Origin of the sequence: Microcoleus sp. MOSTC5, from assembly GCF_036701825.1 — a bacterium.
Classification (GTDB): domain Bacteria; phylum Cyanobacteriota; class Cyanobacteriia; order Cyanobacteriales; family Microcoleaceae; genus Microcoleus; species Microcoleus asticus.
This window is the reverse complement of record NZ_JAUBRK010000003.1, coordinates 31,819-43,486: the sequence shown is the minus strand read 5'-3', so window position 1 is coordinate 43,486 and position 11,668 is coordinate 31,819. Positions and strand designations below refer to the sequence as shown.

General features: G+C 45.2%; 9 protein-coding genes and 1 riboswitch. Of the genes, 5 read left to right on the top strand and 4 right to left on the bottom strand.

Annotated elements, in window-relative coordinates; translation table 11 throughout:
- Nucleotides 1-25 precede the first annotated feature (25 nt).
- Nucleotides 26-1,450: a HAMP domain-containing sensor histidine kinase gene (locus tag QUA54_RS02010; RefSeq protein ID WP_333412861.1), complete on the bottom strand. Its 1,425-nt coding sequence runs from the start codon at nucleotides 1,448-1,450 to the stop codon at nucleotides 26-28.
- A gap of 66 nt (nucleotides 1,451-1,516) precedes the next feature.
- Between QUA54_RS02010 and QUA54_RS02005 the strand changes: the two genes are divergently transcribed.
- Complete coding sequence (locus QUA54_RS02005) at nucleotides 1,517-2,854, top strand: ArsB/NhaD family transporter (RefSeq protein WP_333412859.1); 1,338 nt, start codon at nucleotides 1,517-1,519, stop codon at nucleotides 2,852-2,854.
- 243 nt (nucleotides 2,855-3,097) lie between these two features.
- Here the strand turns inward: QUA54_RS02005 and QUA54_RS02000 are convergent, their stop codons facing one another.
- The gene (locus tag QUA54_RS02000; protein ID WP_333412857.1) at nucleotides 3,098-4,303 is read right to left on the bottom strand and encodes a sensor histidine kinase; all 1,206 of its coding nucleotides are present in this window, start codon (nucleotides 4,301-4,303) and stop codon (nucleotides 3,098-3,100) included.
- Between the two features lie 171 nt (nucleotides 4,304-4,474).
- Nucleotides 4,475-4,687, top strand: a riboswitch (cyclic di-AMP (ydaO/yuaA leader).
- Between the two features lie 99 nt (nucleotides 4,688-4,786).
- Between QUA54_RS02000 and ntrB the strand changes: the two genes are divergently transcribed.
- The 4 genes from ntrB to QUA54_RS01980 all read left to right on the top strand — a co-directional run bounded on the left by ntrB (nucleotide 4,787) and on the right by QUA54_RS01980 (nucleotide 9,013).
- Complete coding sequence (gene ntrB / locus QUA54_RS01995; protein WP_333412855.1) at nucleotides 4,787-5,635, top strand: nitrate ABC transporter permease; 849 nt, start codon at nucleotides 4,787-4,789, stop codon at nucleotides 5,633-5,635.
- A gap of 173 nt (nucleotides 5,636-5,808) precedes the next feature.
- Nucleotides 5,809-7,239, top strand: a complete 1,431-nt coding sequence (locus tag QUA54_RS01990) for an ABC transporter substrate-binding protein (RefSeq protein ID WP_333412853.1) — start codon at nucleotides 5,809-5,811, stop codon at nucleotides 7,237-7,239.
- A gap of 105 nt (nucleotides 7,240-7,344) precedes the next feature.
- Nucleotides 7,345-8,184, top strand: coding sequence for a nitrate ABC transporter ATP-binding protein (locus QUA54_RS01985; protein WP_333412851.1), 840 nt, complete (start codon nucleotides 7,345-7,347; stop codon nucleotides 8,182-8,184).
- A gap of 46 nt (nucleotides 8,185-8,230) precedes the next feature.
- Nucleotides 8,231-9,013 carry a universal stress protein gene (locus QUA54_RS01980; protein ID WP_333412849.1) on the top strand — a complete coding sequence of 261 codons (783 nt, stop codon included), beginning with the start codon at nucleotides 8,231-8,233 and terminating at the stop codon, nucleotides 9,011-9,013.
- A gap of 215 nt (nucleotides 9,014-9,228) precedes the next feature.
- On the opposite strand, the gene QUA54_RS01975 is transcribed toward QUA54_RS01980, so the two are convergent.
- The gene (locus tag QUA54_RS01975) at nucleotides 9,229-9,447 is read right to left on the bottom strand and encodes a hypothetical protein (protein WP_333188714.1); all 219 of its coding nucleotides are present in this window, start codon (nucleotides 9,445-9,447) and stop codon (nucleotides 9,229-9,231) included.
- A gap of 236 nt (nucleotides 9,448-9,683) precedes the next feature.
- Nucleotides 9,684-11,627 carry a S9 family peptidase gene (locus QUA54_RS01970; protein WP_333412846.1) on the bottom strand — a complete coding sequence of 648 codons (1,944 nt, stop codon included), beginning with the start codon at nucleotides 11,625-11,627 and terminating at the stop codon, nucleotides 9,684-9,686.
- Nucleotides 11,628-11,668: the final 41 nt, after the last annotated feature.

Genomic DNA, 11,668 nt, shown 5'->3' with positions numbered 1-11,668 from the left:
GGATGTAAAAATTAGAACTTAATGTTTAGCTTACTTGTTGAAGGATTTTAACTTCTAGGGGCAGAATCACGGTAAAAGTTGAGCCGACTCCTATTTCTGATACTAGCTCGATTTTGCCTTGCAGCAGCGTGACGAGCTGCGATACTATTGCTAATCCCAGGCCTGTGCTTTCGGTGGGAAAGAGCTGTTTGCCGGCTTCTCCTGCTTGAAAGAAGGGATCAAAGATGCGGCTTGTATCTTCGGGGGCGATGCCCATGCCGGTATCTGTAATTGCGATCGCCCAATTTGCTTCTCCAGCACGGCGGCAACTTAATTCAATGCTACCAGATTTTGTATAGCGAATGGCATTGCTCAGCAGGTTGATCAGAATTTGTTGCAGCCGCTGTCCGTCGGCGATTACTTGTGTTGGGGCGCAGTCGCTGGTAACAAAGAGCTTGAGTTCTTTAGCATCAGCAATTGGCTGCATCATTTCTACTGCGGTGTTAATTAGAGATTGTACATTAGTTCGCTGCAGGTTAAGTTTAATTTTTCCGGCATTGGCGCGAGAAAGTTCTAGTGTGTCATTAATCATGCCCAGCAACTGTCTGCCGTTGCGCAATACTCGCTCGATGTGTTCGGCGCCGGGGAGGCTATCTTTGATTTCCGCTTGCCATTTTTCTTGGCGCAAAAACAGTTCGGAATAACCGATAATTGAGTTGAGAGGAGTTTTGAGTTCGTGAGCTAAATGGTAGATGTTTTCTTGATTGACACTGACTAGGCGCTTGAGTTCTTGATTGGTGAGTTTTAACTGAGTTTGGATTTGTTGAATTTCCCGCAGCCTCTGAGCGACGTAGCTGTTGAAACACTGGGCAATTGCTTCGTCTAGTACGGCATCTATCAGCCGAAAAGCTCTGAATACGTCTGCGACGCTTCCTGCTAGCAATTCCGCTTCTAAGTGGGAGAATATTACTTGACGCAATAAATGGTATTCGCGGGCTACTTCTGCGGCGTCGTAGCCTTGTTCGGCTCTGATTAATCCGTGATCTAAACTGGCTTCAATCATTAATTTTATGTCGCTGTTTTGATATTGCGAGAGCACTGTCGTCATCGCCGCCAGCAGGTAAGGTATGTGATTTTCGATCGCTGAGTGCGGTAAGGTGTCAGCGGTTTCAATTTTCCGATCCAAGCGTACTGCTTCCATCCAGTTTTTGAGGATAGTATCGGTTTTTTCGGCGAGCACTTGGCTATAGTCCATGATTTCTGCGTGGGGGTTGAGTTTGGCAGATATTGCCCATGCTTCATTGTAGTTGAGCGATCGCCCGATCGTCATACCAAACTTTGGGCGATCGCGACCCTGCCAAAAGAAGTAGTTTTGAGGTGATTTTTTTCCTGTGCCGGATCTCTGTCGAGTGCTCGTTCCCAGCTTGTTGCTACCAAAACCAGCACTTAAACTTATTGACAGAAAAGCCATAAAGTAGTATAATCCCTCAAACCGATAATTTTTAATTCTTAATTTTTAATTTTTGCAGGGGACTAAATGGAAAACGTGCAAGCTGCGATCGCTGCGGCAACATTTATCGGTGTAGTTTTCTTAATAATTACAGAATGGATACACCTAACAGTTGCGGCATTTCTGGGAGCGCTGATGCTGGTTTTTACCCATGTAATGACGTTAAACGACGCGATCGAATATATCAGTCGAAGTCACGCAACGCTGGGCTTATTCTTCGGAGTCATGGTAATGGTGAGAGCCTTTGAGCCTACCAAAGTATTCGACTACTTGGCAACTCAAATGGTGCTTTTGGCAAAAGGCAAAGGCAAAAATCTCTTGCTGGGTATTGTCGGGATTACTACGCCAATTTGTGCAGTTTTGCCCAATGCCACGACAGTCATGCTGCTAGCACCATTAATTCCGCCAATGGCACAAGAAGTCGGTGTAGATTTCGTGCCGCTGCTAATTTTAATGGTATTTGTGGCTAACAGTTCGGGACTGCTGACAATCGTAGGCGATCCGGCGACATTCATTGTCGGCGATGCTATTAACATAAGCTTTGCAGATTACCTGGTAAAGTTAAGTTTGGGCGGGGCGATCGCCTTAGCAGTTATATTAGTTATTCTGCCTTGGATGTTCCGAGAAATTTGGAACAAAAAATTAGATGATTTGGAAAATTTGCCGCACCCAAAAATTAATCACCCGCGAGTCTTAGCAGTGGGCGGTTTAATTATAGCTTTCGTGCTGACATTTTTTGTAATAGGAGAGTCGATGCCGGTGCCTATTTCACCGGCAGCGGTTGCTTTGTTGGGGGCTGCTTTGGCAATGCTGTTAGCTCACCATTCCCAAATTGATTCGGTTAACAATATTTTGCGGGATTTAGATTGGAGCACGCTGCTATTTTTTATGTCTATCTTTGTGCTGATTGGCGGTTTGGAAAAAACCGGAGTCATCGCCAATATGTCTGGAATATTAGCAGTAATTTTAGGTAAAAATATTTTTGTTGGTTCCCTAGCTTTGTTATTTTTTGTGGGTTTGATGTCGAGCGTTGTGCCAAATATTCCGCTGGTAGTGGCGATGGTGCCGCTGCTAAAACAGTATGTTGTCAATGTCGGGCTCGCACCTGCCGAGGTGTTGGCACCGGATTTTGCAGGGCAGTTTCCACCTGCTGTGCTGCCCTTGTTTTACGCGATGATGTACGGGGCAACTTTAGGCGGAAATGGTACTTTGGTAGGAGCTTCTTCTAATATAGTGGCGGCAGGAATTTCTGAACAGTACGGGCGGCGAATTTCTTTTCAAACTTTTCTGCGTTACGGGCTTCCTGTGATGGCGTTGCAATTGGTGGCTGCGGCTGTTTATGTAACTATTCGGTTTCTAATTTGAAGAAGTCAATCGATTTTAGATTTTAGATTTTAGATTTTAGATTGAAGCATTGACCCCACGGATAAATTCGGGGGGCAAGTTTCATCGGATACAGGTTTTTTATTTCTAGACGGATGAATCCGGGGGCTTGTATCCTGGATGCTTTCGGTCATTAGTCATTAGTTATTAGTCATTAGTTTTGTTGCTAGAGAACTAAAGAATATGTAAGGTGCTTAGGTTGCAGTCTAAATATAGAGGTTGAAGTTATTCCTGAATCTCAACTCCATCCAATTCTAAGGGAAAAATTACAGTGAAGGAAGAGCCAACTCCTACTTCAGAAACTAATTCGATTTTACCTTGCAAGAGGTTGACTAATCGAGCGACAATTGCTAGCCCTAAGCCGGTACTGTCCGGCATCAAAGAACCCAGGGAGTTGTCGGCCCGAAAAAATGGCAGAAAAATCCGATCGCAGTCTTCTGAAGCAATGCCAGTTCCTGTATCGGTGATGGAGATACTCCAATGTTTGTCTGACAATAATTCGGTTTTTATGGTAATAGTACCAGCTTGGGTGTAGCGAATGGCGTTGCTCGTCAAGTTGGTGATAATTTGCTGCAAGCGCAAGTAATCTGTCATAACTCGATCGAGAACTGGATCGCACTCAACGGCGATCTCTAAATTTTTGGCTTTCGCCAAAGGCTCGATTATTTCGACAACAGTGCCGATCGCCGATCGCACATTTGTGGCAGTTAGCTGCAATTTTATGCGTCCCGCTTCGTACCGCGAGATTTCGAGAGTATCGTTAATTAATCTAAGTAACCGTCTGCCGTTGTTGAGGACTTTATCAATATGTGCCAAATTGAGAACAGAATCTTTAACACTAGGATTGTTTCTTTGGCGCAAAAACAATTCTGAGTAGCCAATAATAGAGGTGAGGGGAGTTTTCAATTCGTGAGCTAAGTGAGATACATTCTCTTGACTGGCGCGAAGCAAGCGAGTCAGCTCTTGATTTGTAAGTTGCAATTGGTTTTGCAAATCCTGTAGTTCTTGGAATCTTGCCTGGGTATAGGTTTTGAAACATATAGCAATTGCTTCGTCGAGCACATTGTCAATTAAGCGATAAGCTCGGTTCACTTCAGCGGCTGAGCCTTTTAGCAATTCGGGCTCTATAGCCTCGAAAATTACCCTCCGCAGCAACCGGTATTCCCGCGCAATTTCTTCGGCATCGTAGCCTTGTTTTGCCCTGACAGTCCCGTGTTCTAAACTTTGTTCTACGACTGTCGGAATGTCGCTGTCTTCTGATTGGGACAGGATAGTTACGATCGCTTGCAGTACGATGGGAAGGCTGTCGCGCACGGAATCGTAGGTGAGTTGCTTGGCGGTTTCGATTTCCTCGTCGCCCCGAACAGCTTCGATCCAGTTTTCGGTAATTATATCAATTTTATCTTGTAGCGCTTGGCTAAAATCTATCATGGCTCTTAGATATAAATCAAGTGAGCGATCGCATTTTATATCTCTAGGTTAGTTTAATAATTAACTTTTTGAATTTTCACTCAACTTTTTAGCTTCGCCGCAAATAGCTACTCCTAAAGACGTATTGACATAATTATACGCTCGTGCTAGCTTAAGTTAAATAAATTGGCTTAAAAAGTCAAGCCTAATCCAGCACTGCGCGATCGAACCAAGCGTGTGGCTGGAGCGGAGGAACCAATTTTCGGGGCGAATCTCTACAGAATTATCAAGCAAAGTTAAAAATTGCCAAATTTGAGTGTAATTTTTGATTTTGAAATCTCTAGAGAAGGACATCTCTCAGTCCTAGCCCGTCAGCTAACTTCGCAGGCATTGAGAAGAGACTGAAAAGCCAAATTTCTGAAAAAGATAGTTTGGCTTCGTCAGTGTCTCAGGTTGGTATTGTTCAAGATTCTTGTACCTGCCCTGACTCTGAAGGAGATTGAAATGTCCGTACAGCTTAATTTATCTGCGATCGCACTTGCAGGAGTTGCAACGTGGAAGCGTGTAAAACCCGTTGTCATCCGAGATGCTGTTTTGTTACCTGCTGCGGGTTTTTTGGGAATTCTTGGTGTGTGGTGGATTGTTGCCAGCTTCAACAGCGATTTGATTCCCACTCCGTATCAGGCGTTAATAGCTAATTTAGATTACATATTCCATCCATTTTATCAGCGCGGGCCTGGAGATTTAGGCATTGGCTGGCTGCTGCTAGCGAGTTTGCGCAGGGTGTTGGTGGGATTTTTCCTGGGTGCAGCAGTTGCGATTCCCGTGGGATTTCTGATCGGGATGTCGAAACCGGCAATGATGGCGCTCAATCCGCTGGTTCAAATCTTCAAACCGGTGTCGCCGCTAGCTTGGCTGCCGATAGCTTTATCGATTTTTAATTTAGCAGAGCCGTCGGCAATTTTTGTCATATTCATCACGTCTTTGTGGCCGACAATTATCAACACAGCTTTGGGAGTTTCTAGCGTTTCCCAGGATTATCTGGATGTGGCGCGAGTGTTGGAAATGCCGCGCTGGAGGCGGATTACCAAGATAATTTGGCCGGCGAGTTTGCCATACATTTTTACAGGTTTGCGGATTAGTTTGGGGATTGCTTGGCTGGTGATTGTGGCGGTGGAAATGCTGACAGGCGGTGTGGGAATTGGCTTTTTTGTCTGGGATGAATGGAGTCGTTTGAACCTGAGTTCGGTATTTTTAGCGGTGTTTGTAATTGGCTTAACTGGACTGTTGCTCGACGCTGCTGTTGACAAAGTTCAAGAATTGGTAACGCATCGATCGGTCATTAATCATTAGTCATCAGTCATTAGTCATCAGTCATTAGTCAGCAGCGAACAGTTAACTATCAACTGTCAACTTTAAGGTGCGTCGCTCATCAATGGTCGATTTTTGTTTGTGATGGTTGGTGGCGACGCACCCTACAACTACAACTTCAAATCTAAAATCTAAAATCTAAAATCTAAAATTGTATGAGTGACAAGTTTTCCAATGAATGGAACCGCCGAGAGTTTTTGCAAGGAATGGGAGCGGCGGCGGCGGGAATGGCTTTATCTGGTTGTGCAATTAGCGCGGATCGATCGGCAAAAGGACTCACAGAAGAAGCCGAAGCCGTAAAGCCGGTCGTCGATTCCCGAACCTTAGAAAAACCAAATTTAACAGTAGGATACGTGCCGGTTAACGATTGTGCACCATTTGCGATCGCCTGGAAAAAAGGCTTTTTCCGCAAATACGGTTTAAACGTCCAACTCAACCGCGAAGCAAGCTGGGCAACCTCCCGCGACGGCGTAATCTTCGGCCGCCTCGACGCCTCCCCAGTCGTATCCGGCGCCGTCACAAACGCTCGAATTGGCGCCGAAGGAGCGCGCCACGCACCCCTGTGCGCAGCAATGACAATTCACCGCCACGGCAACGCCATGACGATGAACAAAGCTATGTGGGATTTCGGTTTGCGCCCGTGGCACGAATACAACGGCAATTTGGAAGAATTTGGCAAACAATTTCGAGCCTTTTTTGACAGTCAGTCACCGGAAAACAGGGTTTGGGCAGTGGTTCTGAGTTCTGCGATTTACGAATACTTTGTGCGCTACATATCTGCGGCTGCCGGTGTCGATCCGTTCAAAGAATTTCGGGTAATTATTGTGCCGCCGCCGCAGATGGTAACGAACATCAGGATTGGCGCGATGCAGGCTTACATGGTGGCCGAACCTTGGAATACGCGGGCAATTCAAGGCAATTTGGGAGTGGGTTTTACCTTCGTGCAAGGCAAGGAAGTTTGGCTGGGACATCCCGATCGCCTTTTGGGAGTAATGGAATCATTCATTGATGAAAATCCGAAGACTTATTACTCGCTGGTTAAGGCAATGGTGGAAGCTTGTCAGTATTGCAGCAACCCGGAAAATCGCAATGAAATATCGGCGCTGCTGACTGAGCGATCGTTTACGGGGGCGAAACCGAAAAAAGGGGCGATCGACAAATTTACGCGACCGGCAATAGTTGGTGACTACAACTATGGAGGGTTTGACGGAAAAGACCGCACCCTACAATCGGAAGATGCAACTATTTTCTATGACATTCCTAAGAATTTGCCTCAAATACCGGGAAATCATTCAACATTTATGTGGCAGTCTCAGAGTCTGTGGTTGATGACTCAAGCCGCTCGCTGGGGACAGATTAAAGAAGTACCAAAAAATGCTGAGGAATCAGCTAAAAAAGCTTGGAGAACAGACCTCTACCGCAAGATTGTTGCCGAAATGGGTATCGATTGTCCGAAGGAGGATTACCAAGTGGAACCTGCAGAACTTTTCATTGATAAAAAGGCATTCGATCCTAGCGATCCGGTGGGTTATTTGAATAGTTTTGAAATTCGAGCCAACCGCCCTCAGTCTTTTTTTCAGTCTTAATTTCTACATTCCTGAACGCAGAACCTCTGCGAGGGGGCGCGCCTTACGGTTTACGCAACCGTTCGGAAATCAAATTAACACTTTACTACTTTTTAGGAGAATACCGTGACTCAATACTTTTCTACTTCTATCGAAGCCAGCAGCCAAGTCAATAAGCAGCCTGAATTTCTGGAAATTAACAACTTGTTCAAGTCGTATAAAAATGCTGACGGTAGCGAATTTAGCGTTTTGGAAAATATCAATTTAAGTATTGGAGAAAACGAATATATTTCGGTAATCGGTCACTCTGGTTGCGGCAAATCAACGCTGCTAAAAATAGTGGCAGGTTTGGAAAAACAGAGCGACGGAATAGTGACACTGGAAGGAAAAGAAATTCGCAAACCCGGAGCCGATCGCATGATGGTATTTCAGCACTACGGATTGCTGCCTTGGCTGACGGTGCGGGAAAATATTCGGTTAGCAGTTGATGAAGTTTTGCAAAGTCTCAGCCGCCCGGAGAAGATTAGTCTTGTCAACGAACATTTAGCAATGGTAAACTTAACAGCAGCAGCCGATAAATATCCAGACGAAATTTCAGGAGGCATGAAACAGCGGGTTGGGATTGCGCGAGCTTTGGCGATTCGACCGAAAATGTTATTAATGGACGAACCGTTTGGAGCGCTGGATGCTCTGACTCGCGGCAAGTTGCAGAAACAGGTGCTGGATATCTGGGAAAATCACAGACAAGCTGCAATGATGATTACTCACGATGTGGATGAAGCTATCTATATGTCCGATCGCATTGTGCTGATGACAAACGGCCCGGCTGCGACGATAGGTGAAATTTTGTCAGTGCCGTTTGCGCGCCCGCGCGATCGCCAAGAGTTGCGGGAATCCCAGGAGTATTACGAACTCCGCAACTATGCTTTGAATTTTCTCGATCGCTACTTTACCCAAGACGAATAACTCCCGACGGACAGATAAAACAATTCACTTAAAAGAGGTCAAGCCTGTGAATCTCAAAACAATTTTAGCGCGTTTTGAAAGTGCATTGGGATACCAAAATTTAGCAGAAGAAATGGTGTTGCTGCCGGAGCCAGTGCAAGGTTCTAAGAAATCAAAATCTCCAAAACAGGCAAAAACTATCAATTTTATTGTTGGTTACAACAGTTCTCCCCAAAGTCAAATAGCTCTGGACATTACCCTTTGGATGGCGCATCAAACTCGTTTAGTAACAACTGAAGAAGTCACAGTTCAAGTCGTCTACGTTATCGACGAAGCGCCCAAAAGTTACGGCGAAGATACTTGCAAATTGGCCGTAAAAAATGCCTTGGCAGCCCAGAAAGTGTCGGATTTAGAGGAAACATTCGCCCTTAATTGTGCAGCGCCTGCGATCGCTTTACCTCCAACGGAAACCCTATCAGTATTCCAACGAAACACTTGGCTCGATCCGGATTATTTCCAAGCCGTTTTTGGCCAAAATAATGAGTACGAGGTAGCAGATAGGTTGCTGTGGGAAGCCCGCTGTTTGGCTGAGGAATGGCGCGGTTTATTCAAAGCTCATTTGCGTATCGGGCGGGTTGCTACAGAACTGAGAAATGTGGTTGAATTAGAATCTGCAAATTTACTGTTCTTGGGCTGCGATTCGGGCAACCACTCGCTGGTTAAGGAACTAGGTAATAATTTTCCGTGCTGCGTACTCGGAATTCCTTCGGCACTCAGCTATCAGATGGATGTTCAGCCTGAAGAAAGTTTGAGCAAGTTGCAGTTTGCTAAAGCTATGTCTGCACATTAAACTTGTTGAGCGCTTACGCAAAACTTTTATAGCGGTAAGGTGCGCAGTGTGCACCTTACCGCTATAATTCGCGTACCAAACCTTTTTTTGCGTTAGTCCTAAGTCGATGAAAAATTAAAAATAGTTTGCTGGATCGAAGTCCCAATTACGAGACAATTAGGAGTTTTTTGATTGTGGAAATTTTTAATATTACCGTCAATAAAAATTCTCGGCACTTACCTGATCGTAGACAATTCGTTAACTAATTTTATCCTTCCCCGGCACACAGAGCGCAGCAGCCGATCGATCGAGCGTTTGTCTTCCTCAGTCAAATTTTCGTCAAAAATAGCCGCCATCAAACCGTACCTATCGGCTAGAGTAATGTAGCCATTATGATTCACTTCGGCAAACAGCTCGGCCAAAGCACATGGAATCAGGTGGACAGGAGTTTGCATAGTAATTGGCTCTCTCACTCGGCGATCGTGCTCGGGCATTTTTGCGGTAACAAAAGGCGATCGCACTCTAAAATTTTGTCAGTGTATTGTCTTCAAACCTGTGACAATAAACAGCAAAAAAGTGTGAGAATAAACAACCAAATTAGTGAACGACATCACATTCAATATTTGCAAATTATGCTATAGATTGCAGTTGCGTCTCAGCACAAACAGAGCAACTGCAACCTTAATTTTTTCTAAAGATTGTAAATCTGCACTTCCTCCACAGGTTCAGCTAACTCAAACTCAAACACCCGAGAATAGAAATAGAATTCGCCGTCAAGAGTTCTTTTGATATTTTCAGCGCGGCGAAAACCGTGGTGTTCCCCTTCATAAGCAACATAAGCAACCGGCAAACCTTTAGCTTTCAATATCTCTACCATCATTTCCGCTTGATTGGGCGGAACCACTTTATCTTCTAATCCTTGAAAGAAGATAACGGGACAAGATAAACGTTCGGCGGAATGAATCGGCGAACGAGCTACATACAAATCTTTTCTTTCAGGATAAGGCCCGATTAATCCATCCAGATAGCGCGCTTCAAATTTGTGAGTATCCCCTGCCAAAGCTTCCAAATCGCTCACTCCATAATAGCTCGCACCGGCCTTAAACACATCGCGGAAAGTAAGAGCGCACAGAGTAGTGTACCCCCCTGCACTGCCTCCGGCGATCGCCATTCTTTCGCCATCAACTAAACCCTTTTGAGCTAAATATTTAGCACCGTTAGCGCAGTCGTCAACATCGACAATTCCCCAACTATCTTGCAGTCTTTTTCTGTATTCTCGGCCGTAACCAGTGCTGCCGCCGTAATTAACATCGAGTACGGCAAAACCGCGACTCGTCCAATATTGAATTTTCAAATTCATGCTGCTAGAAGTAGCAGCAGTTGGGCCTCCGTGACTTTTGACGACAAGCGGCGGCTTTTCACCCGCAGGTGCTGCGAAATCTTGATTTTTCGGGGGATAGAAGAAACCGAAAGCAGTCAAATTGTTTTCCGTGGGAAACTCGATAGGTTCCGGTGCAGAAAGATAACCCGGATTGATGCTTAAATTGCTCGAGTTGCGCAATATTTCTAGTTGACTTGTTGCTAAATTCAGTTGTACAATAGCAGTAGATTCAGTCGGCGAACCTGCCAAAAAAACAACTATTTGTCCTTGCGCTTTGACCGACGAAATCTCAGTGTAAGGCGTCTCAATTGTTGTCAAATGCTTTGTCGTTAAATCAAGACTCGCTAAATACCACTTGCCTTGCTGAGTGTAGGTGCAAATAATTGTGCTTTCCGAGACAACGGCATAAGTAGACATTCCAAAAACCCACTGGGGAAGTCCGAATTCAGCCGCCATTTCGCACAGAGGTTCGACCTCTTTCTGTTCCCTCGGCAAGCGGGGATTGACGGTTCTATAGAAATTCCACCAGTTCGACTTGTCAGAAACAAAATACAAAACTCCATCTGGCGACCATTCCGGTTGAAAAATCGACTCTTCAACCCCGCCAGCAACTAAGTATTTTTCACCTAAAGAACCGTCAGCATTAATTTCTGCCACCCACAATTCTGTGCCATCCCACGGCATATTTGGATGGTTCCAACAAATCCAGGAAAGTAGAGAACCGTCTGGACTTAAACGAGGGGAAGCATAAAAGTCATTGCCCTGAGTTAAGATTTGAATATCTGCGCCGTTATCTAAATTAATGCTAACAATAGTATTGACAGGTTCCCCCTCACCTGCATGGTCTTCGCGCACGCAAATCAGGCGATTTCGTTGCTTGTCAACTATCGCATCTGCATAGCGAGAATTAGCAGCAGGTGTCAGAGGTTCGGGTTGAGAATCTAATGCTTGAGAATAAATACGTTGGTCGGCAAAATGAGAAAAATAGACAACACCGCCAGCAACTGCAAAGGAAGCGCCGCCGTATTCGTTAACGCGAGTGCGAACATTAAAAGGATGCGGTGTCACGTCGGTGATTGTACCGTCAGGAGTGCGCCGCACGAGGACGCTTCTTCCCGCTTCCGAAGGCCTTCCCTCAACCCAATAAATATCATCGCCGTCAATAGCAATTTGTCCGAGTCCGACAGTTCCAGAAACAATTAAATCGGAAGAAATAGGTGATTTCCAAGAGCCGTAAGGTGATACTGTATTCATATAGTTGAGGCAGTTGTGTTTCTCGAACAAATAAATTTATA

Excerpts from the sequence above, each read along its gene's own strand:
- QUA54_RS02005 (WP_333412859.1), top strand. The coding sequence starts at position 1,517 with ATGGAAAACGTGCAAGCTGCGATCGCTGCGGCAACATTTATCGGTGTA.
- QUA54_RS01990 (WP_333412853.1), top strand. The coding sequence starts at position 5,809 with ATGAGTGACAAGTTTTCCAATGAATGGAACCGCCGAGAGTTTTTGCAA.
- ntrB (WP_333412855.1), top strand. The coding sequence starts at position 4,787 with ATGTCCGTACAGCTTAATTTATCTGCGATCGCACTTGCAGGAGTTGCA.
- QUA54_RS01970 (WP_333412846.1), bottom strand. The coding sequence starts at position 11,627 with ATGAATACAGTATCACCTTACGGCTCTTGGAAATCACCTATTTCTTCC.
- QUA54_RS01975 (WP_333188714.1), bottom strand. The coding sequence starts at position 9,447 with ATGCAAACTCCTGTCCACCTGATTCCATGTGCTTTGGCCGAGCTGTTT.
- QUA54_RS02000 (WP_333412857.1), bottom strand. The coding sequence starts at position 4,303 with ATGATAGATTTTAGCCAAGCGCTACAAGATAAAATTGATATAATTACC.
- QUA54_RS02010 (WP_333412861.1), bottom strand. The coding sequence starts at position 1,450 with ATGGCTTTTCTGTCAATAAGTTTAAGTGCTGGTTTTGGTAGCAACAAG.